This is a genomic window from Pseudomonas sp. KB-10, from assembly GCF_018221585.1.
In the GTDB taxonomy this organism is placed as follows: Bacteria; Pseudomonadota; Gammaproteobacteria; order Pseudomonadales; family Pseudomonadaceae; genus Aquipseudomonas; species Aquipseudomonas yangonensis.
In genome coordinates, this window is sequence record NZ_QYYB01000005.1 from 286,520 (window position 1) to 312,264 (window position 25,745).

A 25,745-nucleotide genomic window follows, 5' to 3' on the forward strand; every position below is an offset into this window, starting at 1 on the left:
CTGCCTGGGGCACAGCATGGGGGCGCCGCGCACGCAGCGCCCCGTGTCGTGAGCTTTATGGCGCCTTGCCCAGCGCCTGCATGCTGTTGCGATAACTGTCGCGCGCCAGCGGCATATAGCCGGTGAAATGAATCCAGCCAGGCAGGCCGTCGAGGTAGTGGCTGAGAAAGCGTCCCAGCATGGGCTTTTCCGCCAGGCTGCGTTGGCTGACGTACAGAAACAGCGGCCGGGTCAGTGGCTGGTAGCGATCCTGCGCGACGGTCTCCAGAGTGGGAAACACCGCTCCGTGACCGGCGTCCACCGCCACCAGTTTCAGTTCGTCCCAGTGCCGGTGGTAGGCGCCTATGCCGAAGAAGCCGAGGGCGTTTGGCTCGGCGGCGATGGCATTGGCGAGAAACTCTTCATCCTCGCTGGCCTGATAATCCTGGCGGCTGCTGTGGGTTGTGCCGACGACGGACTGGGTGAAGATGTCGTAGGTGCCGGAATCCTGGCCGCGGCCGAAGAGCACTATGGGCTCGTTCGGCCAGCCCTCACGCAGATCACGCCAAGTGTTGAACGTGTTCTCGGCGCCCGGCGACCAGAGCTTCTTCAGCTCATCGACACTTATCTCGTCGACCCAGGTGTTGGCCGGGTTGACCACCACGGCGATGGCGTCCATTGCCAGCGGCACGACCCGAAACTCGACGCCATTGGCCTGGCACTGGGCCAGTTCCTCGGCGTTGATTTCCCGCGAGGCGTTGCTGATGTCGGTCTCTGCGGCGCAGAAGCGTCGAAAGCCTGCCGCCGTACCGGAGAACTTCACTTCGATCTGACCACTCAGCGCACCGCGCTCGAAGCGCCGAACGGCCTCGCGGGTCAGCGGAAACACCGTGCTGGAGCCGTCGACGCGCAGCTCGGCTGCGTCTGAAGTTGTCGATGGCGCCTGCTCACAGGCGGCGAGCAGGGTGGCTGCAATGCCGGCGGCCAGCCCCTTGCCGAGAGAGAAATGGGTCGTCATGGGAATCACCCCCTGGGCTTGCGCCATTCCTGTTTCAGCGAGTTCCAGAACAGTTGCAGGCTGCTGAGCTTGGTGTCGACGGCATCGATGTAATCGTCGAGTTGCTCGATCTGTTCGTGCTGGGCCTTTTCCTGCACTTCCATCCCCGCCAATTGCGCTTCGAGGTCATTGAGGGTCTCGCGCAGTTCGTGGATGCGCTGCTGAGTTTCCTGGCGGTTGCGTTGGTGTTTCATGGCGACTCCTTGGCACGGCTCAGAGCTGGGTGATACCGATCAGCAGCAGGGGCAGGGCGAAGAACAGCCCGACGATATAGGCGGCCACGTAGAGTTTGCTGCGTTGTGCCAGGGTGGCCAGGCCCTCGGCAATCATCGGCGGCACGCCGCGCAGCAACGGCAGGGCATAGATGATCAGGATGCCCAGCAGATTGAACAGCAGGTGCACCAGGGCGATCTGCATGGCCACTTCCGCAGTCGGGCCGGTGATCGCGGTGGCTGCCAGCAGTGCGGTTACGCAGGTGCCGATATTGGTGCCAAGGGTGAAGGGGTAGACCTGCTTGAGACTGAACACGCCGCTGCCGGCCAGTGGCACGATCAACGCCGTGGTGGTCGATGAAGACTGCACCAGTACCGTGATTACGGTACCCGAGGCGATGCCTGAGAGCGGGCCGCGACCGACGCTGGCGTGCATGATGTCCTTGGCACGACCGACCATCACCTTGCGCAGCACCTTGCCGATGGCCGTGACCACGAACAGGATCATCGCCACGCCGATGAGGATCAGCGCGACGCCGCTCCACATCGCCCCGGGCAGCCAGCTGACGCTCGCGCCAAGCAGATCGGAGGCAGGCGACAGCAGGGTTTTCATGAAGTTGACGCTCTTCATGTCGAGGCTGGCGTCGCTGACCAGCAGGCCGGCGAGTGCTTCTGACATGCGCTGCAACGGCTGAAACAGCAGCTCAAGCGGTAACAGTATGGTCACCGCAGTGATGTTGAAGGCGTCATGCACGGTCGCAGCAGAAAACGCGCGCCGGAATTCTTCGCCGCTGCGGATGTGGCCGAGGCTGACGATGGTGCTGGTCAGCGAGGTGCCGATATTGGCGCCCATGATCAGTGGAATGGCGATGGGAATCGGCAAACCGCCGGCGACCATGCCGACGATGATCGAGGTGACTGTGCTTGAGCTCTGTATCAGCGCGGTGGCCACCAGGCCGATCATCAGGCCGACCAGCGGGTTGGTGGCGAAGGCGAACAGCTCACGGGCGTTGTTGCCAGTGGCGGCCTTGAAGCCATCGCCAATGGCGCCGACACCAGCCAGCAACAGGTAGATCAGCGCGACCACCAGCAACCAGGAAAGCCACTGGCGCGTGGCGGGTAGCGAAGGCTGTACTGTCAGCGCGTCGGCATTGGTGGTCATGAGCCATTTCTCCCTCGGCAGCGAATGGCTCGATGCTGGCGACCCCGGGTTAAGATTTGATGACCGCTCAGCTACCACCGGTCTCGCGCTGCATCCACGCCAGATACAGCAGCGCTGGCTGCTGTGCATGCAGGGCAATTGAGCCGGGCCGGCTTTCCATCAGCAATCCCTGGCCGCCTGCCAGACTGTGTTCTTCCCCGTCCGCCAGCCGGCACTCGATGCCCGCACCGGTCTGGCACCAGACCAGCATCAGTTCGGCATCGTTCTCCACGTCCTGGCGCCCATGCAGTGGCAGCGGGGCGACCCGATGGCGCCAGGCGCCGCGTCGGGTCATCAGGTTGAGGTCGCTGACCGGGCCGTCCACCAGCGCCGCGGTTATCGCCTCCTCGCCGGCGAAGTGCACCACTGCGCCGCCGGTATACAGCACCTCGGCCCGACCGTCACCACGTTGCAGGCGCAACCCAGCGCCACTTAACAGCGCCAGACTGCGATCGACGCCGGCAAAGGTCGAGAACGGCCCCGCCGCGCCGACCCGAGCGCTGCTGATGCGCCATTGGAAATGCTCCAGCCCGGCGCCCGCGGGCGCAATGGCCAGTTCCAGGGTCTCGCCGCCGCCGTTCTTCCAGGGCATGACCCGTGCGCTGGCGAGATCGAGCAGGGTGCAGGACATGAAAATCTCCAAATGTATATACATGAAGTGCGCCGACCAACGGTGTCCATCGGCGACAGCAGAACAGGGTCTCTATAAGGCTAGCGAAAGCGTTTATGGCGCGGTTCGCTTGATGTGCAGGTCGTGAGCGTCGCTGCGTCACGGGCGCGCCCCGTAAGTCACGGGTTGACGCCCAGTCGATGCGCTCATATTGTATATACAAAACAAGCAAGGGGAATCCCATGCCCACGCAATCATCTTCGAAGCAGCTATGGCGCGATGTGCAGGTCTTTGACGGCCTGGCGCAGCTGGACGAGGCAATGAACGTGCTGGTCGAGGACGGCCGCATCGTCGGTCTGTGGCCGGCGCGCGAGTTCAACGAGGCGCAGGCCCAGGGCGCCGCCTGCGCCGGCCGCGGCGGGGTGCTGACTCCCGGCCTGGTCGATTGCCACACCCACCTGGTCTACGCCGGCAACCGTGCCGACGAGTTCGAGCAGCGCCTGGAAGGGGCGAGCTACGAAGAAATCGCCCGCGCCGGCGGCGGCATCCTCAGCAGCGTGCGCGCGACTCGTGCGGCCAGCGAAGACGAGCTGATCGCCGCCAGCCTGCCGCGCCTCGATGCGCTGCTGGCCGATGGCGTGACCACGGTGGAGATCAAGTCCGGTTACGGCCTGACCGTCGAAGATGAGCTGAAAATGCTGCGCGTGGCACGCCGCCTTGGCCAGCTGCGCCCGGTGCGGGTTGTCACCACCCTGCTCGGCGCTCACGCACTGCCACCGGAATATGCCGGCCGCGCCGACGACTACGTGAGCCTGGTCTGCGACGAGATGATCCCGGCGGCGGCCGCCGAAGGCCTGGCCGATGCGGTGGACGTGTTCTGCGAAGGCATCGGCTTCTCGCCTGCGCAGTGCGAGCGCATCTATCAGGCGGCCAGGGCCCATGGTCTGGCGATCAAGGCGCATGCCGAGCAGCTGTCCAATCTGGGCGGCAGCGCCCTGGCCGCGCGTTACGGTGCGCTGTCCGCCGACCATATCGAATACCTGGATGAAGCCGGCGTGCGCGCCATGGCCGAGGCGGGCACAGTCGCCGTGCTGCTGCCCGGCGCCTTCCATGTGCTGCGCGAAACCCAGCTGCCGCCCATCGAGCTGCTGCGCCAGTACGGTGTGCCGATGGCCGTGGCTAGCGACGCCAACCCCGGCACCTCGCCGATCTGCATGCCCACGCTGATGGCCAACCTGGCCTGCACCCTGTTTCGCCTCACCCCGCGCGAAGCCCTGGCCGGCATGACCGCCCACGGCGCCCGTGCCCTCGGTCTGCCCGAACTCGGCCGCATCGCCGTCGGCGCGCCTGCCGATCTGTGCCTGTGGGATATCCAGCAGCCGGCCGAACTGGCCTACGCAGTGCAGGCCGGGCGCCTGCGCCAGCGCGTTTTCAAGGGAGAAGTGGTTTATGCACGCTGACCGTCATTGCATAAGCGCCTGGACCGGCCGCACCGATCCCGAAGCCGACAGCGCGCGCTGGCACCAGCGCATCCGCGCGCTCAGCGAAGCCAGCGAGCCGGGCCTGGCCCTGCTCGGCTTCGCTTGCGACGAGGGTGTGCGCCGCAACCATGGCCGTGTCGGCGCCGCTGGCGCGCCGCAAAGCGTGCGCAAGGCGCTGGCCAATCTCGCCTGGCATCGCCAGGCGCCGGCCTATGACGCCGGTGACGTGACCTGCGAAGACGGTGATCTGGAAGCCGCCCAGGCGCGTCTTGGCCAAAACGTCTGTGCGCTGCTGGATGCCGGCCACCTGCCGCTGGTGATCGGCGGCGGCCACGAGGTGGCCTTCGGCAGCTGGTCCGGTCTGGCCGAGCACCTGTCCGGCAACCCGGCTCCCAAGATCGGCATCGTCAATTTCGACGCCCATTTCGACCTGCGCGATCCGGCTCATGTGCATTCCTCCGGCACCCCCTTCGCCCAGATCGCCGAGCAGTGCGCCGCGCGCGGCTGGCCGTTTCGCTACGCCTGCCTGGGCGTCAGTCGCGCCAGCAACACCCGCGCGCTGTTTTCTCGCGCCGCCGAGCTGAACGTGCTGGTGCGCGAGGACCGCGAGATTCGCGAGGCCACCCTGGAAGCCATCGGCGCCGAGCTGGACGCCTTCGCCGCCGGTTGCGACGCGCTCTACCTGACCATCGACATCGACGTGCTGCCGGCCTGCGAGGCGCCCGGCGTCAGCGCCCCGGCCGCGCGCGGCGTGCGCCTGGAGCTGCTCGAGCCGCTGATCGAACGGCTCAAGGCCAGCGGCAAGCTGCGCCTGGCCGACCTGGCCGAGATCAACCCCGACTACGACATCGACAACCGCACCGCCAAGGTGGCGGCGCGGCTGATTCATCTGCTCAGCCTCTGAGCAGGCAAGCCCGGCGCTTTCCCGCACAACAACAACTACGAGGAAACCACGATGTTCACCACCGCCCGCCGCCGCGGCCAGGAGCCGCGCCATGTCTGAGTCCCTGCCGTTGAGCGCCGGCGTGTCGCGCCCGCGTGCGCTGGCCCGTCTGCTGGGGTACAGCCTGATCGGCCTGCTGCTGTTCTTCGTGCCGTTCGAGATCGGCGGGCGTTCGACCATCCTCCTCGACCACGCCGCCAGCGCCCTGCAGCTGCATGCGCGACCTCTGGTGATCGGCCTGGCGCTGCTGTTCATGCTCTACGGCGCCGTTGCCCCCTGGCTTGACGGCAGCTGGCGACGCAGTCGCACCCACGGCGTGTTCAGCGTGCTCAAGGTGTTCGGGCTGCTGATCGGTGTCGCCTACCTGCTGCAGCTCGGCCCGCAGGCACTGTATCAGCCGGGCATGCTGCCGTTTCTGTTCGACAAGCTGGTACTCAGCCTGGCGCTGATCGTGCCGCTGGGCTCGCTGGCCCTGGTGTTTCTGATCGGCTTCGGCCTGCTGGAGCTGATCGGCGTGCTGATGCAGCCGGTGATGCGGCCGATCTGGCGCACGCCGGGCAAGTCGGCCATCGATGCCGTGGCCTCCTTCGTCGGCAGCTACTCGGTGGGCCTGCTGATCACCGACCGCATGTACCGCCAGGGCCACTACAGCCTGCGCGAGGCGGCGATCATCGCCACCGGTTTCTCCACCGTGTCGGCGCCGTTCATGGTGATCATCGCCAAGACCCTGGGCCTGATGGGGCAGTGGAACTTGTATTTCTGGAGCGCCATGGCGGTGACCTTCAGCGTCACCGCGATCAGCGCGCGCATCTATCCGCTGTCGCGGCTGCCGTCCGAATCCATCCCGGAAGCGCCGCTGCAAAGCGGCGAAAGCCGACTGGCCAGCGCCTGGCGTGCCGGCCTTCAGCAGGCCAGCATGGCGCCTTCGCTGCCGATGGCGCTGCGCGAGACCTTCCTCGATGGCCTGCGCATGACCGCGGCGATTCTGCCGAGCATCCTCGCCGTCGGCCTGCTCGGTCTGCTCGCGGCTCAATACACCCCGCTGTTCGATGCCCTCGGCCTGCTGCTCTATCCGCTGACCTGGCTGTTCGGCCTGGATGAGCCGATGCAGGTGGCCCGCGCCCTGTCTTCGGGCCTGGCCGAGATGTTCCTGCCGGCCATGCTGCTCAAGGACGCCGACGTGCTGGTGAAGTTCGTCACCGCCATCGTCTCGGTCAGCAGCGTGCTGTTTCTCTCCGCCTCGATTCCCTGCGTGCTGGCCACGCGGATTCCCCTGAGCCTGGGCCACCTGCTGCTGATCTGGCTGCAGCGCACCCTGCTCAGCCTGCTGCTGGCCATCCCCCTGGCCTATCTCGCGCAATTTCTGGGCTGGCTCTGACCGCCCACCCTTAACTCGTTCTCCACAGGAGCCCGCAACATGACCAAGTTCCGCGACACCGAAATCCGCGCCCCGCGCGGCAACACGCTCACCGCCAAGAGCTGGCTGACCGAAGCGCCGCTGCGCATGCTGATGAACAACCTCGACCCGGACGTGGCCGAAAACCCCAAGGAACTGGTGGTGTACGGCGGCATCGGCCGCGCCGCGCGCAATTGGGAGTGCTACGACAAGATCGTCGAGACCCTCAAGGAGCTGAACGACGACGAGACCCTGCTGGTGCAGTCCGGCAAGCCGGTCGGCGTGTTCAAGACCCACGCCAACGCGCCGCGCGTGCTGATCGCCAACTCCAACCTGGTGCCGCACTGGGCGAGCTGGGAGCACTTCAACGAGCTGGACGCCAAGGGCCTGGCCATGTACGGCCAGATGACCGCCGGCAGCTGGATCTACATCGGCAGCCAAGGCATCGTCCAGGGCACCTACGAGACCTTCGTCGAAGCCGGTCGCCAGCACTACGGCGGTGACCTCAAGGGCCGCTGGGTGCTGACCGCCGGCCTGGGCGGCATGGGCGGCGCCCAGCCGCTGGCCGCCACCCTGGCCGGCGCCTGCTCGCTGAACATCGAATGCCAGCAGACCAGCATCGATTTCCGCCTGCGCAGCCGTTACGTCGACGAGCAGGCCAGCGATCTGGACGACGCCCTGGCGCGCATCGCCAAGTACACCGCTGAAGGCAAGGCGATCTCCATCGCCCTGCTGGGCAACGCCGCCGAGATCCTGCCGGAACTGGTCAAGCGTGGCGTGCGCCCGGACATGGTCACCGACCAGACCAGCGCCCACGACCCGCTCAACGGCTACCTGCCGATCGGCTGGACCTGGGCCGAATACAAGGATCGCGCAGCCACCGATCCGGCTGGCGTGGTCAAGGCCGCCAAGCAGTCCATGGCCGTGCATGTGCAGGCCATGCTCGACTTCCAGAAGATGGGCGTGCCGACCTTCGACTACGGCAACAACATCCGCCAGATGGCGAAAGAGGAGGGCGTGGCCAACGCCTTCGACGTCCCCGGTTTCGTCCCGGCCTATATCCGCCCGCTGTTCTGCCGCGGCATCGGCCCGTTCCGCTGGGCGGCGCTGTCCGGCAACCCCGAGGACATCTACAAGACCGACGCCAAGGTCAAGGAACTGATCCCCGACGACGCCCACCTGCACCGCTGGCTGGACATGGCCCGCGAGCGCATCAGCTTCCAGGGCCTGCCGGCGCGTATCTGCTGGGTCGGCCTGGGCCAGCGCGCCAGGCTCGGTCTGGCCTTCAACGAAATGGTGCGTTCGGGTGAGCTGAGCGCGCCGGTGGTGATCGGCCGCGACCACCTGGACAGCGGCTCGGTCTCCAGCCCCAACCGTGAGACCGAGGCCATGCAGGACGGCTCCGATGCCGTGTCCGACTGGCCGCTGCTCAACGCCCTGCTCAATACCGCCAGCGGCGCCACCTGGGTGTCGCTGCACCACGGTGGTGGCGTGGGCATGGGTTTCTCCCAGCATTCGGGTATGGTCATCGTCTGCGATGGCACCGACGAAGCCGCCGCGCGCATCGCCCGCGTGCTGACCAACGACCCGGGCACCGGCGTGATGCGTCACGCCGATGCCGGTTACCAGATCGCCATCGACTGCGCCAAGGAGCAAGGCCTGAACCTGCCGATGATCGGTTAAGACACGTTCGCCGCCGGCCCGATGGGCCGGCGCATCAATCACTGCACGTACCGCGACTTCAGCCATTATTCGGCTCTGCTTCGCCAGGCGCGATCTCACCCGTGGAAGAACAGAACATGAACACCCTGAACCTGAAACCCGGCCAGCTGACCCTGGCCGACCTGCGCGCCGCCTACCAGGCGCCCGTGCACCTGACCCTGGACGCCAGCGCCCACCAGGCCATCGACGCCAGCGTCGCCTGCGTCAACCAGATCATCGCCGAGGGCCGCACCGCCTACGGCATCAACACCGGTTTCGGTCTGCTGGCCTCGACCCGCATCGCCAATGCCGATCTGGAAAAGCTGCAGCGCTCGCTGGTGCTGTCGCATGCCGCCGGTATCGGCGAGCCGCTGAGCGATGCCATGGTCCGGCTGATCATGCTGCTCAAGATCAACAGCCTGGCGCGCGGCTTCTCCGGCATCCGCCGCAAGGTGATCGACGCGCTGATCGCCCTGGTCAACGCCGAGGTCTACCCGCACATTCCGCTCAAAGGCTCGGTCGGCGCCTCCGGCGACCTGGCGCCGCTGGCGCATATGTCGCTGGTGCTGCTCGGTGAAAGCCAGGCGCGCTACAAGGGTGAATGGCTGCTGGCCACCGAGGCGCTGGCCGTCGCCGGCCTGGAGCCGATGACCCTGGCCGCCAAGGAGGGCCTGGCCCTGCTCAACGGCACTCAGGTGTCCACCGCTTACGCCCTGCGCGGGCTGTTCGAGGCCGAGGACCTGTACGCCGCCGCCAGTGTCTGCGGCGCGCTCAGCGTCGAGGCGCTGCTGGGTTCGCGCTCGCCCTTCGATGCACGCATCCATGCCGCCCGTGGTCAGCGCGGGCAGATCGACGCGGCTGCGGCCTTCCGTCACCTGCTGGCTGACAGCAGCGAGATCGGCCGTTCCCACGCGGCCTGCGACAAGGTGCAGGACCCGTACTCGCTGCGCTGCCAGCCGCAGGTCATGGGCGCCTGCCTGACCCAGCTGCGCCAGGCTGCCGAGGTGCTCGGCATCGAGGCCAACGCCGTGTCGGACAACCCGCTGGTGTTCGCCGCCGAAGGCGAGGTGATTTCCGGTGGCAACTTCCACGCCGAGCCGGTGGCCATGGCCGCCGACAATATCGCCCTGGCCATCGCCGAGATCGGCTCGCTGTCCGAACGGCGCATCTCGCTGATGATGGACAAGCACATGTCGCAGCTGCCGCCGTTCCTGGTGGCCAATGGCGGGGTCAACTCCGGCTTCATGATCGCCCAGGTGACGGCGGCAGCCTTGGCCAGCGACAACAAGGCGCTGTCCCACCCGCACAGCGTCGACAGCCTGCCCACCTCGGCCAACCAGGAAGACCACGTGTCCATGGCACCCGGCGCCGGCAAGCGCCTGTGGGAAATGGCCGCCAACACCCGCGGCATCCTCGCCGTGGAATGGCTGGGCGCCTGCCAGGGCCTGGACTTCCGTGAAGGCCTGAAGAGCACGCCGGCGCTGGAGCAGGCGCGCCAGACGTTGCGTGCCAAGGTGCCGTACTACGTCGAGGACCGCTTCTTCGCCCCGGACATCGCCGCCGCCGACGAACTGCTGGCCGAGCGCGTGCTGACGCCGCTGCTGCCGGCCGGCATGCTGCCGTCGGTGGGCTGAGAACGGCGGTAGCGTAGCCCGGATGCAATCCGGGGCTTTGATATGAGGCCCCGGATTTCATCCGGGCTACGGTCTTCATGTAGGAGTCGCGCCCCGCGGCGAATGGTGGTTATGCCGCAGGTCCTGCTGAGTGGTTGCGACCGCTTTCGCCCCGAGGCGGGGCTCCTGCGAGATCACTCGTATGGCTGATGTATCATCCGCGCACCGGGCATACCCAAGGAGCAGCCGTGACCAGTCCCACCCCGCGCTACAAGGCCATCGAGGATTTTCTTCTCGAGCGCATTCACGGCGGTGCCTATCCGGTCAATCACCAGATTCCGCCCGAGGAGCAGCTGGCGCGGGATTTCGCCGTCAGCCGCATGACCGCCAACAAGGCGATCCAGAACCTGGTGCAGAAGGGCTATCTGGTGCGCCAGGCCGGCCTCGGCACCTTCGTCACCGACCGCAAGGCCGAGTCGCCGCTGCATGAGGTGATGAATATCGCCAGCGAAGTGCGCGGTCGCGGTCACCAATACAGCAACGAGGTGGTGCGCTGCGAGGCCATCGCCGCCGATGACGAGGTGGCCCTGCGCCTGGGCCTGCGTCTGGGCGCCGAGGTGTTCCACAGCATCCTCGTGCACCTGCAGGACGGCCTGCCGATCCAGCTCGAGGACCGCTTCGTCAACCCGCGCTGGGTGCCGCATTACCTGCAGAGCGACTTCACCCAGGTGACGCCCAACGAGGTGCTGGTCGCCAGCTGCCCGATCTCGGATGTCGAGCACGTGGTCGAAGCGGTGCTGGTGGATGCGCGTATCGCCGAGCTGCTGCAGATCGACCCGGCCATGCCCTGCCTGAGCGTGATCCGCCGTACCTGGTCGGACGATCACCTGATCAGCTACGCGCGGCTGATCCACCCCGGCGATCGCTACAAGCTGCGCTCGCTGCACAAGCGCAGAGCCTAGGCTTTGCACAAAGCGTAGGAGCCGGCTTGCCGGCGATCCGCAGTTGTTTCGTCGCGGCTAAAGCCCCTCCCACAGTGACCGAAATCAGTCGCTGATCAGCTGATCCACCAGCGACGGATCGTCGATAAAGCGATTACGCGTGCCCTGCAGCACTTCGATCCTGTCGTTGCGCGCCTTTTCTTCCGCATCGGGCGGGTCCATGCGGTGCCAGGCCTTGTACATCGGCACCAGGCCGACGATGGGTAGGCCGTACTCGACATGCATGTAGAAGATCGCCCGGGCGATATTGCCCTTGGCTTCGTCACGCGGCTCCACCAGCTGATAGCTGGCCTTCAGGTCGCAGCCGATATCGGCAAACTTGCTCGGCACATCTCCGGCCAGGTCGGCGAACTGGGCGTTACGCCGCACCAGCTCCACGCGGGTCAGCGCCGGGTAGTAGTTGTGCAGGTCGGCGACGATATAGGGGTAGCGCGGATTCATGATGGTGCACTGGCGATCGGTGACGCAGCGCATCGCGCTCTTGAGCTGTTTGCTGCTGTAAATCGGGCTGGCGGTCAATGTGCTGCTTTCGCGGGCGAAGGTCTGAGCGCAATACAGCGTGCTGCCTCCGTTGCCATAGAGGTTCTGCCAGAACGCCTGTTCGATGGCCTGCTTGACGTCACCCAGCTGGGTCTGGCCGCTAGCCAGGGAAAAGGTGCTCATGCAGGAGGTTGCCAGGCAACCGAGAAGCAGAGTGACTGCGCGCATACTCAAGCCCCAGTGACCGCCGTTGACGGGGTCTTTTGTTTTTGTAGGACAAGATGGAGTCTAGCAAGACGTGCGTCACAAAAAACATCGACAGATGCGTTACCCAACTTGGGATGGCTCAGGGCAAGCGCCAGTGGGCATCGGCTCACGAGCGCTAGCGAGCAATTTTTGTAAGCCATGGCTTACAAGATGTCCCGATTATCGCCACTGTCGAGCCATCAGGCACGGGCGTACTCTGCCGCACATGGATTCAGCGCAGGAAGCGCCTAGACAAACAGGGACACGCTGGACAGCCACCAGGACGGTGAGCAGATCAAGGATGTCAGGACAACAGTCTGCAAGACCCCGCAAGCGCGGGGTTTTCTTTTTTCTGCCCGGTGGTTTTCCACCGCCTCCTGCTTCACGCAGCTCGCTGTTCGATACGCAAGCGCTCGAACCAGTCCAGGGTCTCGTCCCATAGCCGCTGCGCTGCAGGGCGGAAATATCCCATATGACCGATAGTGCCCAGGCCCTCGGCTTGCGAGTCGAGCGAGCGCGCCTGATAGGGCGCGTTGACGTAGGCAGCCATGAAGGCATCGCGTGAGGCGGGCGGTGCCCACAGATCGTCCAGCGTGTTGAGCGCCACGATGGGCGTGCGCACCTGAGCGAAACGCTCGGCCAGCCCCGGCATCCGCGGATCGTCGAAGAAGTAGCGGGGAAAGCGGCACCAGCGCTTCCACTGACGGTAGACGCCCAGCGGCAGATCTTCGCCCATGCCCAGCTTGCTCCACGCCAGATAGCCCTTGTAGCGCGTGATCAGCGGGCCGACCAGCCGCCACATGGCCAGCACGCGCAGTTGTTCGCTCTTCGGCATCCAGCCATGCCAGCCGGCGCCCGTGCCGAAGGTGTAGAAGCCGGCGACCTGAGCATGGTTGGGCAGCAGGCCGAAGGCGTGGCCGCCGAAGGAATGACCGATCATGAACAGCGGACGCTCGGCATGCCAGTGCTGATCCACCGCCGCGGCCAGGTCGAGGTGTGCCCAGTCCAGATACTCCATCTCGAAACCACGTAGGCTGTCCGGCCTGGATTGGCCGATACCGCGGTAGTCCAGGGTCAGGGTATTGAAGCCCCGGCTGGCAGCGTGTTCGGCGAAGCGCCGGTAGAAGCCCTGCGGCACGCCGGTGGCGCCGGCGATGAGCAACTGTGCCTGGGGACGCTCGGCGTAATAGCGCGTGGCGGCCAGCGGATAGTCGTCGAGGGCCAGCAGGGGCTGGGTTTCGCGGCGAATGGGCGTGGTCATGGCGACAGGGACTCCGTGCGATGCTGGCGGATGAAGTGGAGCAGGGTGGTCACGGCCTGTTTCAGCGGTTCGCTGCTGCCGGCGACGCGCGCCTGCAGCAGGCCACCTTCGTAGAGCGCGACGAACAGGGCAGCCAGACCCTGTGGCTGTGGATAACCATGGCGTTGCAACTGCTGCTGCAGCGCCTGGCGAATGACCACGAAGGCGTTGGCCAGGGCTGCGCGAATCTGCTGATCGTCCGGGGTGCTTTCCAGGGCGATGGCGGCCAGTGGGCAACCGCGTTCGAACGCGCTGTTCTGCAGTTGGCCAAGCGCGCTCTGCAGCCAGGCGGTCAGTGCATCGAGCGGGTCGGGCTGATGCGCGAAGAGTGTGGCGAAAGCCTGCTCGGCGCGCAGGCCGACGCGTTCGATGGCCGCCACGGCGAGCTCGGTCTTGCCACCGGGGAAGTGGTGGTAAAGGCTGCCCTTGGGCGCTTCGGCGGTAGCCAGCAGTTTGTTCAGGCCGACGCCGTGCAGGCCCTTGCGCTGCAGGGCATCGATCATGGCGTCGATCAGTTTGTCGCGAGTGGTCTTGGTCATGCCCTGGATTATCTAGACCGGTCGGTCTAGTTGCCAGTGTCATTCAGGCCGCTGATCAGGCCATATCGGCAATGTTGTCCCGCGTCAGGGCGTTTCCCAGGCGCCGTCGAGCGCGCTGCGCAACAGGTCGATCATCGCCTGCTGGCGCTGTGCGTCGCGATACACCAGGCCGATCTGCAGCGGGATGCGTGGCTCGCTCAGGGGCTTCCAGAGCAGGCCATGATGGGCATGCATCAGCCTGGCGCGCCCGGGCAGCACGCTGGCCAGGGTGGTGTGTGGCAGGCTGTCGAGAATGCCGTTCATGTGGTTCAGCTCCGCCTGCACCTGCGGCCTCCGGCCGAGCAGGGCAAGCTGCTCCTGCCAGATCTGGCGGATGCGAAACTCCTCGCCGAGCAGCAACATCGGCAGGTCCGCTGCCTGGCTCAGCGACACCTTGCGGAAATCGCGCAGGGGATGGCTCTCCGGCACCACCAGCTGTAATTCGTCCTCGTACAGCGCCAGGCTATGCAAGCCCGGCTGACGCGGCGGCAGGAAGCCGATGCCAATGTCCAGGCCGCCGCTGAGCAGGCGCCGCTCGATGTCCACGCCCGACAGCTCGTAGAGCTTGACCACCAGCTGCGGCTGCGCCTGCTGCAAGCGTTCCAGCAGTAGCGGCACCAGGCTGGCGTTGACCGTCTGCAGGACACCGATGGACAGGCTGCGTGGCCCCGGCCCGCGGAAGCTGCGCAGTGCCTCGCGCGCGCGCTCCATGCCATCGAGCAACGGCACGGCGTGGTTGTACAGCGTGTGTGCCGCCAGTGTGGGCAGCAGGCGCCTGCCGCTGCGCTGGAACAGGCCGACATCCAGATCGCCTTCCAACTGGCGGATCTGCTGTGACAGTGCCGGTTGGGAAATGCTCAGGCGCTCGGCGGCACGGCCGACATGCCCCTCCTCATAGAGCGCGACGAAATAGCGGAGCTGACGAAAATCCATAAGTTTCCATTATGAATCAAGCAGGGAAATCGAAATGTCAAAATAGCCCGAAGCTCCCTAGTCTAGCCGCATGATCAACAGCCGATAAGGCCGGAGCGGTTGGTGAAGCAGGTCGAGATTCAAGGCGTATTCATAGGTAAAGCCGAAGAAATTGGTGGTGGGCTCAGTGTCGCGCGGCGCAAGCAACGGGTCGACCACCGCCTGTGGCTGTGGCCGCAGGGCCTCGGCCAGGACGAGCAGGGCGATGCGCGCTTCCACGGTGGTCCCGAGCGTGCCCTGCACCACTATCCGGCGGAACACTATGAGCACTGGCAGGCGCTTTACCCGCAGCTGGACTGGTCACGGCCGAGCTTCGGCGAGAATCTCTCCAGCCAGGGGCTGACCGAGGCACAGGTGTGCATCGGCGATGTGTTTCGGTGGGGCGACGTGCTGCTGCAGGTCAGCCAGCCGCGCTCGCCCTGCTATCGCCTCAACCGTGAGGGGCTACACCCGGAACTGGCCCAGGCGGTTCAGGACAGTGGTCGCTGCGGCTGGTTCTATCGCGTACTCAAACCGGGTTTCGTCAGTGCCGAGCTGCCATTCGAGCTGGTTCAGCGCCGCTATCCCAGCCTGAGCGTGGCGCGGGCCCTGCAGCATTTCTATCACTCGCCCATGGAGCGAGCCGGCCTGCAGCAGTTGCAGTTGTGCCCGGCGCTATCGGCACGCTGGCGTGAAATCGCCGCGCAACGTTTGCGCAGCGGCCGTCTGGAAAACTGGTCGGCGCGTCTGCTCGGCCTGCCTCTGGCGGGCGCGGTCGCCGAGGCGGAGCGTCGTTATGCGTGATGGCATGGCAAGGCTGCAACTGATGGGCGAGCACGCCGCTCCTCTGTTCGTGCGCGGGCAGGGCTCCTGGCTGTGGGACGCCGACGGCCGCGCCTATCTCGATTTCGATCAGGGACAGGGAGGCAACAGCCTGGGCCATAGCCCGACCCTGCTGCTGGATGCCCTGCGCCGTCAGGCCGAGCAGTTGATCAGCCCGGGGCGCGAGCAGTGCAGCCGGGGACAGCTCAAACTAGCTTCACGCCTATGCCAGGCCACCGGTAGCGAGCAGGCAGCGTTCTGCAGCGACCCCGCGCAGGCCAACGCGCTGGCCGTGCACTTGGCGCTGCAGGCAGCGGCAGAACAGAAGCCCGCGGCCGACACCCTGGTGTTGCTCGATGGCAGCCACCTCGCCTTGCCGCTTCATCCGGTGGCGAAGCGGGTAGTGCGGGTGCCGTTCAACGATCTCGAGGCCCTGGCCGCCGTGGTCGATCTGCGTTGCGCCGCCGTATTGCTCGAGCCGGTGCAACGAGCTGCCGGTGTGGTACCGGCGACCCTGGAATACCTGCAAGGTGCGCAGCGGCTTTGCCGCGAGCAGGGCGCCGTATTGATCCTCGATGAGACTGGCAGCGGTATGGGACGTTGTGGCGCGCTGCTGGCCGAGGAGCTGTACGGCGTGCGCGCCGACCTGTTGACCCTTGGCGGCGCGCTCGGCGGCGGCCTGCCCCTGGCCGCCGTCCTGGCGCGTGGGCGGATCGCCGAGGCGTCTGCGGCCTTGCTCCCCGCCTGCCCGGCCGAGGCGTTGCTGACGGTTGCCGGTGTTGCGGTGCTTGGCGCCGTGCTCGAAGGCAGTTTCTTCAGCCAGGTGCGCGACGTCAGCGAGCATTTGCGCGAGGGCCTGGCGCGATTGTCGCGACGGCATGGCCATGGCTCGCTGCGCGGCCACGGCCTGTTGCTTGGCTTGCCCCTGATCGGGCTGTCGGCGCCTGTGGCGCAGCGTGCCGCGCGTGAACAGGGGTTGTTGCTTGGCGTCGCACGTAATGACTGCCTGTGCCTGTCGCCGGCCCTGACGGTGAGCCATGGCAACGTCGAGGAAATGCTGCGTCGCCTGGGCCGAGCATTGCAGCGGGTCGAGCAACTCTGCGAGGAGGTGGCCTGATGCGTATTGCGGTGATTCAGCACGGCGCGGATGTAGGCCCTGCGGCAATGCGACAGTGGCTTGGCGAGCACCAGGTCAGCTGGCACCGGTTGTTCGCCGGTGAGCCCTTGCCGAGCCTGGAGGATTTCGAGCTGCTGCTGTTGCTCGACGGCTCGCTGAGCGTACATGACGAACGCCAGCACGGCTGGATGGGCGCAGAGAAGTGCCTGATCCACCAGTCGCTGATGGCGCGCAAGCGGGTGTTCGGCAGCGGGCTCGGCGCCTTGCTTCTGGCCGAAGCCTTGGGCGCACGTATCGCGAGTGGCCCGCAGGCTGCGCGAATCGGCTGGTGGCAACTGGAAAAGGACCCGCAATCACGCCAGTCGCCGCTTGGCCGCATGCTGCCGCAGCGTCTGCTGGCGCTGCACTGGCAGCGTGAAAGCTGCAGCCTGCCGCATGGCGCGATCGCCTTGTACGGCTCTACGGCTGCGGCCTTGCAGGGCTTCGTCTGGCAGGAACGCGCCATCGGTTTGCTCTGCCAGCTGGAAAGCGATGCCGAGAGTCTCGACGAGCGCCTGCAGCAGGCCTCGGCCGATCTCGCTCTGTCGGGCGAGGTGCAGGATCGCGCGAGCATTCGTGACGGTGCGCCACATGCCGCATCAGCCAACGCCACCTTGTTCCGTCTGCTCGATTACCTCTCGGGTGCCCACGCCCATATGACCTGAACACCCTTTTGCGAGTCTTTCGCACGCCCCGGTCTACCGACGGGGCGTTTTTTCTGCGGCTTCAGCCAGTGTGCTTGGCCACCCAGTCGGCGTAAGCGTCGATGAACTTCTGCAGGAACGGCTTGATGCCGTCGCTGAGCACGCCGTTCTCGTCGAAGAAGTTGCCGGCACCGCCGAGGTAGGCCTCCGGCTGCTGCAGCACATACACATCGAGGAACACCAGGCACTGGCGCAGGTGATGGTTGGCGCCGAAGCCGCCGATGGCACCTGGCGAGGCGCTGAGCACTGCTCCCGGCTTGCCGCTGAAGCCGCTCTGGCCGTACGGGCGCGAGCCGACGTCGATGGCGTTCTTCATCGCGCCGGGGATCGAGCGGTTGTATTCCGGGGTGATGAACAGCACGGCATCGGCGGCCTTGAGCTTGCTGCGAAAGGGCGCGTAGGACGCCGGAGCGCTATCGCCATCGGCGTCTTCGTTGTACAGCGGCAGGTCGCCGATCTCGAGGATCTCCAGGTTCAGCGAAGCGGGCGCCAGGTCGGCCAGCGCCAACGCCAGCTTGCGGTTGATGGAGGCCTTGCGCAGGCTGCCGACCAGTACGGCGACGTTGTAGGTCTTGCTCATGGTTGTTCCTCTGGCGAATGAATAAACAGGCAGCAACTATAGACCGGTCAGAGGAGTCGGGTTCCGTCTTGTCTCATTCCAATGCGCGTGCCGTGGCGATGAAGGGCCGCAAGGTGATCGGGATGGACTTGGCCGCCGGCACCTTGGCCTTCTTCTCGTGGTGCCAGAGTGGCACCAGCACGTTGCACTCGGGGTAATAGGCCGCGCAGCAGCCTTCGGGAATGTCGTGCGGGGTGACGCGCAGCGGTCCGACCGAGCGCTGTACGCCATCGTCCACGGCGGTGCTTGCCTGCACCTGATCGCCTTCGTTCAGCCCCAGGCGGGCCATGTCGTTGCGGTGCATGAACAGTACCGAGCGGGTGCCGTGCACGCCGCGGAAACGGTCATCGTAGCCATACACCGTGGTGTTGAACTGATCGTTGCTGCGGATCGTCATCAGGTTGAGCACGTCACGGCGCTCCGGGTTCTGTTCGACGTCGTCGTTGAGCTCCAGGGTGTACGGCCGGGTGAAGTTGGCCTTGCCGCTTTCGGTGTTCCATTCGCGCCAGGTAGCCGGCAGGGGACGATGGAAGCCGCCCGGTTCGAGCATGCGCGTGTTGAAGTCGTGGAAGATCTCCGGATAGCTGGTGGCGATGGCCTCGCGGATCAGCCCGTAGTCGGCTACCCAGGCATCCCAGTCCATGCGCGGGTTGGCCGGCAGCGTGGCCTTGGCCAGGGCGGCGATGATCGCCGGTTCCGAACGCAGCTGCTCGCCGGCCGGCTTGACCACGCCCTGCCAGGCACGGATGCAGGCGGTGCTGTCCTCGGTGGTGTGGTACTGCGGGCCGCTGGCCTGGATATCAATCTCGGTACGCCCCAGACAGGGCAGGATGTAGGCTTTCTCGCCGTGCACCAGGGCGCTGCGGTTGAGCTTGGTGACGATCTGCACGGTCAGGCGCAGTTTGCTCCAGGCCGGCTCCATGCGCTGGCTGTCCGGGGTGGCACGAACGAAGTTGCCGCCCAGGGAGAGGAATGCCTTGATCGTGCCGTTGAGCACGCCCTCACAGGCGTCCACCGTGGTGGCGCCGTCACGCTCCGGCACGTTGAAGCCGAACTGCTGGTACAGGCGGTCGACCGGCACCTGCGCGACCTTCTCGGTGATGCCCACGGTGCGTTGGCCCTGCACGTTGGAATGGCCGCGCACCGGGCAGATGCCCGCGCCTTCCTTGCCCAGATTGCCGCGCATCAGCAGCAGGTTGACCAGCATCTGGATGCTGGTCACGCCATGACGATGCTGGGTCAGACCCATGCCGTAGATGGCGATGACCCGCTGGCAACCGGCATAGACCCTGGCGGCGCCCTCCATCGCGCCACGGGTCAGGCCGCTGCGGCGCTCCAGCATCTCCCAGGCGTAGCCGCGGATGGTCTGCTCGAAGCTCTCGAAGCCCTGGGTGTGCTGCTCGATGAAGGCGATGTCCAGCACACGATCCTGGCCGTTCTCGCGCGCCGCGTCGTCCATGGTCAGCAGCGCCTTGCAGATGCCGGCAATGGCCGCGGCATCGCCGCCGATGGTGAGCTGGTGATAGTGGGTGCTGACCACTTCCGAGTCCCCCGTGAGCATCTGCTTTGGCGACTGCGGATTGGTGAAGCGCTCCAGGCCGCGTTCACGCAGCGGATTGAAGGTGAGAATGGGGGCGCCGCGCTGCCGGGCGGCGTCCAGGTCATGCAGCATGCGTGGGCTGTTGCTGCTGGTGTTCTGGCCGAAGATCAGCAGGCCGTCGGTCTTGGCGAAATCCTCCAGAGTGACGGTGCCGACCGGCACGCCGATGCTTTCCGGCAAGGCCACCGAGGTGCTCTCGTGACACATGTTGGAGCTGTCCGGCAGGTTGTTGGTGCCGTAGGCGCGGGCCAGCAGCTGCCACAGGTAGGAGGCCTCCAGCGAGGCGCGGCCTGAGGCGTAGAACACGGCCTGGTCGGGGTTTTCCAACGCCTTGAGTTCGGCGCCGATCTCGGCGATGGCCTCGTCCCAGCTGACTGGCAGGTAGCGATCAGTGGCTGCATCCCAGCGCATCGGTTCGGTGAGCCGGCCCTGCTGCTCCAGCTGATAGTCGCTCCAGTTGCGCAGCTCGCTCAGGCTGTGGGCGGCGAAGAATTCGGGCGTGCAGCGCAGGCTGGTGGTTTCCCAGGCCGTGGCCTTGGCGCCGTTCTCGCAAAAGGCCAACGGTTTGGACGGGTGCGGCTTGGCCCAGGCGCAACTGACGCAGGCGAAGCCGTCGATCGGGCGGTTCTGCTTGAGCAGCGCCATGGCGCCGGTCAGCGGCGCCCGTTCGCGCAGCAGGATGGTGCCCACGGCATTGGCCGAACCCCAGCCGCCGGAAGGTCCACGATAGGGTTTGAATCGGGGTTTCATGCTCCGTCTCCCTGGCTCGTCGTCTTGCAGTTACGACGGAGGGGGCGGGGGATGGTTCAGGTTGTTTGCCCGCGCATGGCGCAAGCGGAGCGTCTTGTGCCGTAAAAAAACGGGCCCGTTCAGGCCCGCGAGTTCACGCTCAAAGGCTTGCCAGGCATTGCGCCAGGCCTATCGGTTCGGGGCGCAACAGCCGTGCGTCCATCAGTTTCGGCTGGCGCACGATGGGGGCGAAGTCCATACGCGCGAGAATGTCGCGCTCGATGTCCACGCCCGGCGCCACTTCGATCAGCTCCAGCCCTTCGGCGGTCAGGCGCAGCACGCAGCGCTCGGTGACGTAGAGCACCGGCTGGCCGCGTTCGGCGGCCAGGCGACCGGCGAAGGTGCGGTGCTCCACCTCGGCGACGAACTTGCGCAGCTCGCCGTCCTGGACAATGCGCAGCTGGCCGCCTTCGATGCGGATGTCCTGCGCGCCGGCGCTGAAAGTGCCGACGAACACCACCTGCTTGGCGTTCTGGCTGATATTGATGAAACCGCCGGCGCCGGCAAGGCGCGAACCGAATTTCGACACGTTGAGGTTGCCCGCCGCATCGGCCTGGGCCAGGCCGAGAAAGGCGATGTCCAGGCCGCCGCCGTCGTAGAAGTCGAACTGATAAGGCTGATCGAGCAAGGCGCTGTGGTTGCTCGCCGCGCCGAAATCCAGCCCCGAGGCCGGCACGCCGCCGATCACGCCGGGCTCTGCGGTCAGGGTCAGGCGCTCGATCACGCCTTCTTCGGCGGCCACTGCGGCGACGCCTTCGGGCATGCCGATGCCGAGGTTGACCACCGCGCCTGCTTTCAGCTCCAGGGCGGCGCGGCGGGCGATCAGCTTGCGCACGTCCAGCGGCATCGGCGTCAGGCTGTCCACCGGCACCCGCGTCTCGGCGGCGAAGGCCGGGTTGTAGGCGGTGGCGAAGGTCTGCTGGTGATTGGCCGGTTCAGCCTGCACCACGCAGTCCACGAGGATGCCGGGGATCTTCACCTGGCGCGCATTCAGCGAGCCGCGCTCGACGATGCGCTCGACCTGGGCGATCACCAGGCCACCGGAATTGCGCGCGGCCATGGCGATGGCCAGGCTCTCGATGGTCAGCGCCTCGCGCTCGAAACTGAGGTTGCCGTCAGGGTCGCTGCTGGTGGCGCGCACCACCGCCACGTCGATGGGAAAGGTCGGGTAGAACAGGTAATCCTCGCCGTCGATGGGCATCAGCCGCACCAGATCGACTGTGGTGCGCGCATTGAGCTTGCCGCCGCCATGGCGCGGGTCGACGTAGGTGCCCAGGCCGACACGCGACAGCTGCCCCGGCTTGCCGGCGGCGATGTCGCGAAACAGCTGGGAGATCACCCCCTGGGGCAGGTTGTAGGCCTCGATGCGGTTGTCCACCGCCAGCTTCTGCAGCCCCGGCACCAGCCCCCAGTGACCGCCGATCACCCGGCGCACCAGGCCTTCATGGGCCAGGTGGTTGAGGCCGCGACCCTTGCCGTCGCCCTGGCCGGCGGCATACACCAGGGTCAGGTCGCGCGGCGCCTGCTCGGCCACGAAACGCTGCTCCAGGGCGATGGCGATCTGCTCGGCGAAACCGATGCCGACGAAGCCGCCGGTGGCCAGGTTGGCGTTGTCCGGGATACGCGCCACGGCTTCGGCGGCGGTCATGATCTTGCTCATTGCGGGTACTCGTGAATTGCAGAGGACTGTAGGAGCGGCCGGGCGGCGCTCCGCTTCAGCCGCGAATTTCGCGGATAAATCCGCTCCTACAGCGGTCATCAGAAGCTTCCAAACAGCGTGCCCAGGGTGATGACGACAGCCAGCGCCACCATCGGGAAGGCCACGGTGTTGACGAAGATGAACTTGTACGACTCGCGGTGCGTGAGCTTGCAGATCGCCAGCAGCGAGATCACCGCGCCGTTGTGCGGCAGGGTGTCCATGCAGCCCGAGGCCATGGCGGCGACGCGGTGCAGCAGCTCGGGGCTGATGCCGGCGGCGGTGGCCATGGTCAGGTACTGCTCGCCCAGGGTCTTCAGCGCGATGGACATGCCGCCCGAGGCCGAGCCGGTGATACCGGCGAGGATGTTCACCGCCACCGCCTCGGAAATCAGCGGGTTGCTGGAAACACCCAGCACCAGGTCGCGGATGACCACGAAGCCGGCCAGGGAGGCGATCACCGTGCCGTAGCCCACCTCGGCGGCGGTATTGAGGATCGGCAGCATGGAGCCGAAGGCGCCGTCGTTGACGCTCTTCTTCAGGTCCATCCAGCGTTTCCAGTGCAGGGCGATCAGCAGCACGATGGCAGCGCTGAGGGCGACGATGATCGACCAGATGCCGATCAGCGACTTGGCGTCCTGCAGACCGCCGTATTCCGGCCTGGCCAGGTAGCTGGTGTCCACGGCCGGCAGAATCTGCTTGGCCATCAGGAAGTTCAGCGCGATCACCACGAAGATCGGCAGCAGCGCCAGCCAGAAGCCGGGAATGTCGCGGCGCTCTTCGCTGACCGATTTGTCGGCCACCGGATCATCGCGATGCTCGCCGTAGCCTTCGCCGGCAGCCATCAGCTTGCGCGACTGCGCGGTGAGCCACCAGGTGCCGAGGCCGAACATGATCAGCCCGGCGATCACCCCCAGGCCCGGCGCGGCGAAGGCATCGGTGCCGAAGAAGGGGTTGGGAATGGCGTTCTGAATCGCGGGCGTGCCGGGCAGGGCGGTCATGGTAAAGGTGAACGAGCCGAGGGCAATGGCACCGGGGATCAGGCGCTTGGGGATGCCCGCTTCGCGAAACAGCGCGGCGCCGATCGGGTACACGGCGAAGGCCACCACGAACAGCGACACGCCGCCGTAGGTGAGGATGCCGCAGGCCAGCACGATGGCCAGGATGGCGCGCTCGCTGCCGACCTTGGCAACGATGCCATGGGCGATGGCGCGCGCCGATCCAGAATCGTCCATCAGCTTGCCGAACAGGGCGCCGAGCAGGAAAAGCGGGAAGAACTGGATCACGTAGCCGCCCATGGCCTTCATGAATACCTGGGTGTAGGTGGGCAGCAGCAGGCCGGCGTCGCCGGCGAACAGCAGCGCCAGCAGGGCCAGCAGCGGAGCGAGGATCAGGACGTTGATGCCGCGGTACGCGAGGTACATCAACAAGGCGAGGGAAATCAGAATACCGAGGGTACCCATGGGTGGTTCCTTTTGTTGTTGTTCTAGCGGCTCGAAGCCGTTTTATCGAGAAGGCGCGGATACGACACGCCTTTGCCGGATATAGAGCCAGAGTCGTGCCAGGGTGGGGTGAGACTTTGGACGATTGGGCGGGAAGCCCTGTGGTCAGGGGTTTACAGGTGTTTTTGCCGAGCGCAGGGCAGTCATACCGGATATAAGCGGCTGTCCAGATTTCTGGATTTAGTCCAGATTTTTAGATTATGCTTGTGCGTAATTCCAGAAATCTGGATCCGTAGCCCGGATGCAATCCGGGGCTTTTGCGGCGCCTGCCCCGGATTTCATCCGGGCTACGCAATTGCGGTCCGCCACGCTTTCTGTAGGAACGGCTGGGCGGCATTCCGCTTTAGCCGCGAAGCGATTTCCGGCCCGGTGACAATCGCGGCTGAAGCCGCTCCCACGACCAGCAATCAATACCGTAGCGCGGATGCAATCCGGGGCTTTTGCGGCGCCTGGTCCTCGGATTTCATCCGGGCTACGAAATTGCGGTCCGCCACGCTTTCTGTGGGAGGGGCTTTAGCCGCGACTCTTGTGGGGAAGCGTTGCGGGGGCCGCATCGCGGACAATCCTGCTCCTGCATGATGAGTCGCTCAGCCCTTTCGCCCCAACCCATGCTGCGCCAGCTTGGCGTAGAACCCGGCGCGGGAAATGCCCAGGCGTTCGGCGGCCAATTGGCGATTGCCGTCGGTAGCCTGCAGTGCTGCCAGCAGCGCCTGCCTTTCGGTCTGCGCCAACTGCTCGGCCAGGGTTTGCGTCGCGCTGATAGCAGGCGGCACAGGGGGCGCCGGCTCGCTCGGCGCCACCGGGTCGACCAGCAAACCACGCAACGCTTCGCCATCCAGCCGCCCATCGACCGCCAGCTGCGCCCGCTCCAGCAGGTTGCGCAGCTCACGCACGTTACCCTTCCACGGCTGCGCGCAGAGCAGGGCGAGGGCGTCGTCGCTCAGTTCCATGGGCGCCAGGCCGGAGCGGTTGGCCAGGTCGTCGAGCAGATGTTCGATCAGTGCCGGAATGTCGCTGGCGCGCTCGCGCAGCGGCGGTACGCGCAGGGCCAGCACGTTGAGCCGGTAGTACAGATCATCGCGGAACTGCCCGGCCGCCACCTTGGCCTCCAGGTCGATATGGGTGGCGGCGATCACCCGCACGTTGAGCGGCTTGACCTGGTTCGAGCCGAGCGGCTCCACCTCCTGCTCCTGCAACACGCGCAGCAGCTTGGCCTGCAAGGGCAGCGGCAAGTCGCCGATCTCATCGAGAAACAGCGTGCCGCCGTTGGCCACCTCGAACTTGCCGATACGTCCCTTGCGCTCGGCGCCGGTGAAGGCCCCCGGCGCGGTGCCGAACAGCTCGGCTTCCACCAGAGTTTCCGGAATGGCCGCCACGTTGACCGCAACGAAGGGGCCGTTGGCCCGTGGCGACAGGTTGTGGATGCCCTGGGCCAGCAGCTCCTTGCCGGTGCCGGTCTCGCCGCGGATCAGCACGGTGGAGTCGAGCTGCGCAGCGCGGCGCGCCTGACGCTTGACCTCACCGGCCGCGCTGCTGGCGCCGATGAAGCCGGCGATGGTGTAGCGCGCCCGGCGTGCCTTGGCCAGCTCGTGCTGGGTGGCGAGCAGCTGGGTCTGCAGGTTGGCGTACTTGGCCATCAGCGGCTTGAGGTGACGGGCGCGGTCGAACAGCACGAAGCCGAGGGCGCCGACCAGGGTGCCGTCCTCGTCGCGCAGCGGAATGCGGGTGACCACGAAGTGCTCGTCGCCGAAGGCCATCAGGTCGAGCATGCTCGGCTGGCCGCTTTCCACCACCTCACGCAGGCGGCTGGCCGGCAGCACTTCCTCGATTTCCTTGCCCAGCGCCGTGCGTGCATCGGCGATACCGACCTTCTGCGCGTACTTGTCGTTGATCCAGACGATGCGTGCCTGGCGATTGACCGCGATGGTGCCTTCGCACTGCGCATCGAGGTGATCGAACAGCAGCGGCATGGCCACCGCGCGAAAGCGCTCGGGCGACACGCCGATGATCAGGCCGTGCTGGTCGAGGTCGTCGCGGGAGATGGCCATGGGCGAATGTCCGAAGTCAGAAGCCCTTGATTATGGTTGGCGCCGATCCGCGCGGGCAAC

The 25,745-nt window shown here is 66.1% G+C and carries 22 protein-coding genes; 9 read left to right on the forward strand and 13 right to left on the reverse strand.

Features of this window, described 5'->3' with window-relative positions:
- Window positions 1-55: 55 nt before the first annotated feature.
- The 4 genes from DXK50_RS16055 to DXK50_RS16070 all read right to left on the reverse strand — a co-directional run bounded on the left by DXK50_RS16055 (window position 56) and on the right by DXK50_RS16070 (window position 3,080).
- Entirely contained in the window at window positions 56-997 is a 942-nt protein-coding gene (locus DXK50_RS16055) for a PstS family phosphate ABC transporter substrate-binding protein (RefSeq protein WP_212631001.1), read from the reverse strand.
- Between the two features lie 5 nt (window positions 998-1,002).
- The gene (locus DXK50_RS16060) at window positions 1,003-1,230 is read right to left on the reverse strand and encodes a hypothetical protein (RefSeq protein ID WP_161865998.1); all 228 of its coding nucleotides are present in this window, start codon (window positions 1,228-1,230) and stop codon (window positions 1,003-1,005) included.
- 19 nt (window positions 1,231-1,249) lie between these two features.
- Window positions 1,250-2,410: a Na/Pi symporter gene (locus tag DXK50_RS16065; protein ID WP_161865997.1), complete on the reverse strand. Its 1,161-nt coding sequence runs from the start codon at window positions 2,408-2,410 to the stop codon at window positions 1,250-1,252.
- Window positions 2,411-2,477: 67 nt separating this feature from the next.
- Window positions 2,478-3,080 (reverse strand): HutD/Ves family protein, encoded by a 603-nt coding sequence (locus DXK50_RS16070; protein ID WP_212631002.1) that lies wholly within the window; start codon window positions 3,078-3,080, stop codon window positions 2,478-2,480.
- Window positions 3,081-3,301: 221 nt separating this feature from the next.
- Here DXK50_RS16070 and hutI point away from each other — a divergent pair, with 221 nt between their 5' ends.
- The 6 genes from hutI (at window position 3,302) to hutC (ending at window position 11,155) form a co-directional block, all read left to right on the forward strand.
- The gene (hutI, locus tag DXK50_RS16075; RefSeq protein ID WP_212631003.1) at window positions 3,302-4,519 is read left to right on the forward strand and encodes an imidazolonepropionase; all 1,218 of its coding nucleotides are present in this window, start codon (window positions 3,302-3,304) and stop codon (window positions 4,517-4,519) included.
- Window positions 4,509-5,444, forward strand: coding sequence for a formimidoylglutamase (hutG, locus tag DXK50_RS16080; protein WP_212631004.1), 936 nt, complete (start codon window positions 4,509-4,511; stop codon window positions 5,442-5,444). Before hutI ends, hutG begins: the two co-directional genes overlap by 11 nt.
- A gap of 91 nt (window positions 5,445-5,535) precedes the next feature.
- Entirely contained in the window at window positions 5,536-6,861 is a 1,326-nt protein-coding gene (locus DXK50_RS16085) for a YjiH family protein (RefSeq protein ID WP_212631005.1), read from the forward strand.
- A 39-nt stretch (window positions 6,862-6,900) separates the two neighbouring features.
- The gene (gene hutU / locus DXK50_RS16090; protein ID WP_212631006.1) at window positions 6,901-8,562 is read left to right on the forward strand and encodes a urocanate hydratase; all 1,662 of its coding nucleotides are present in this window, start codon (window positions 6,901-6,903) and stop codon (window positions 8,560-8,562) included.
- 116 nt (window positions 8,563-8,678) lie between these two features.
- Window positions 8,679-10,214, forward strand: coding sequence for a histidine ammonia-lyase (hutH, locus tag DXK50_RS16095; protein WP_212631007.1), 1,536 nt, complete (start codon window positions 8,679-8,681; stop codon window positions 10,212-10,214).
- 227 nt (window positions 10,215-10,441) lie between these two features.
- Window positions 10,442-11,155, forward strand: coding sequence for a histidine utilization repressor (hutC, locus tag DXK50_RS16100; RefSeq protein WP_212631008.1), 714 nt, complete (start codon window positions 10,442-10,444; stop codon window positions 11,153-11,155).
- Between the two features lie 84 nt (window positions 11,156-11,239).
- Here hutC and DXK50_RS16105 read toward each other — a convergent pair whose 3' ends face one another.
- The 4 genes from DXK50_RS16105 to DXK50_RS16120 form a co-directional block, all read right to left on the reverse strand.
- Window positions 11,240-11,902, reverse strand: coding sequence for an endonuclease (locus tag DXK50_RS16105; protein ID WP_212631009.1), 663 nt, complete (start codon window positions 11,900-11,902; stop codon window positions 11,240-11,242).
- Window positions 11,903-12,302: 400 nt separating this feature from the next.
- Window positions 12,303-13,181 (reverse strand): alpha/beta hydrolase family protein, encoded by an 879-nt coding sequence (locus tag DXK50_RS16110; protein ID WP_212631010.1) that lies wholly within the window; start codon window positions 13,179-13,181, stop codon window positions 12,303-12,305.
- Complete coding sequence (locus DXK50_RS16115; RefSeq protein WP_212631011.1) at window positions 13,178-13,759, reverse strand: TetR/AcrR family transcriptional regulator; 582 nt, start codon at window positions 13,757-13,759, stop codon at window positions 13,178-13,180. Before DXK50_RS16115 ends, DXK50_RS16110 begins: the two co-directional genes overlap by 4 nt.
- 84 nt (window positions 13,760-13,843) lie before the next feature.
- A complete protein-coding gene (locus DXK50_RS16120) occupies window positions 13,844-14,731 on the reverse strand; it encodes a LysR family transcriptional regulator (protein WP_212631012.1) in 888 nt (295 codons plus the stop codon).
- 102 nt (window positions 14,732-14,833) lie between these two features.
- On the opposite strand from DXK50_RS16120, the gene DXK50_RS16125 reads away from it, so the two are divergent.
- Genes DXK50_RS16125 through DXK50_RS16135 form a run of 3 tightly spaced genes read left to right on the forward strand, consistent with a single transcriptional unit; the run spans window position 14,834 to window position 17,392 of the window.
- Entirely contained in the window at window positions 14,834-15,553 is a 720-nt protein-coding gene (locus DXK50_RS16125; RefSeq protein WP_161865985.1) for an MOSC domain-containing protein, read from the forward strand.
- Entirely contained in the window at window positions 15,546-16,688 is a 1,143-nt protein-coding gene (locus DXK50_RS16130) for an aspartate aminotransferase family protein (RefSeq protein WP_212631013.1), read from the forward strand. The genes DXK50_RS16125 and DXK50_RS16130 overlap by 8 nt, the downstream gene beginning before the upstream one ends.
- Window positions 16,688-17,392: a type 1 glutamine amidotransferase family protein gene (locus tag DXK50_RS16135; protein WP_212631014.1), complete on the forward strand. Its 705-nt coding sequence runs from the start codon at window positions 16,688-16,690 to the stop codon at window positions 17,390-17,392. Before DXK50_RS16130 ends, DXK50_RS16135 begins: the two co-directional genes overlap by 1 nt.
- Window positions 17,393-17,453: 61 nt before the next feature.
- On the opposite strand, the gene DXK50_RS16140 is transcribed toward DXK50_RS16135, so the two are convergent.
- The 5 genes from DXK50_RS16140 to DXK50_RS16160 all read right to left on the reverse strand — a co-directional run bounded on the left by DXK50_RS16140 (window position 17,454) and on the right by DXK50_RS16160 (window position 25,685).
- Entirely contained in the window at window positions 17,454-18,011 is a 558-nt protein-coding gene (locus DXK50_RS16140) for an NADPH-dependent FMN reductase (protein ID WP_212631015.1), read from the reverse strand.
- A 73-nt stretch (window positions 18,012-18,084) separates the two neighbouring features.
- Window positions 18,085-20,400 carry an FdhF/YdeP family oxidoreductase gene (locus DXK50_RS16145; protein WP_212631016.1) on the reverse strand — a complete coding sequence of 772 codons (2,316 nt, stop codon included), beginning with the start codon at window positions 20,398-20,400 and terminating at the stop codon, window positions 18,085-18,087.
- A 139-nt stretch (window positions 20,401-20,539) separates the two neighbouring features.
- Entirely contained in the window at window positions 20,540-22,099 is a 1,560-nt protein-coding gene (locus tag DXK50_RS16150; protein ID WP_212631017.1) for an acyl CoA:acetate/3-ketoacid CoA transferase, read from the reverse strand.
- A 98-nt stretch (window positions 22,100-22,197) separates the two neighbouring features.
- On the reverse strand, window positions 22,198-23,598 hold the full coding sequence (locus DXK50_RS16155; RefSeq protein ID WP_212631018.1) for a GntP family permease: 1,401 nt from the start codon (window positions 23,596-23,598) through the stop codon (window positions 22,198-22,200).
- Between the two features lie 626 nt (window positions 23,599-24,224).
- Window positions 24,225-25,685, reverse strand: coding sequence for a sigma-54 interaction domain-containing protein (locus DXK50_RS16160; protein WP_212631019.1), 1,461 nt, complete (start codon window positions 25,683-25,685; stop codon window positions 24,225-24,227).
- Window positions 25,686-25,745 lie beyond the last annotated feature (60 nt).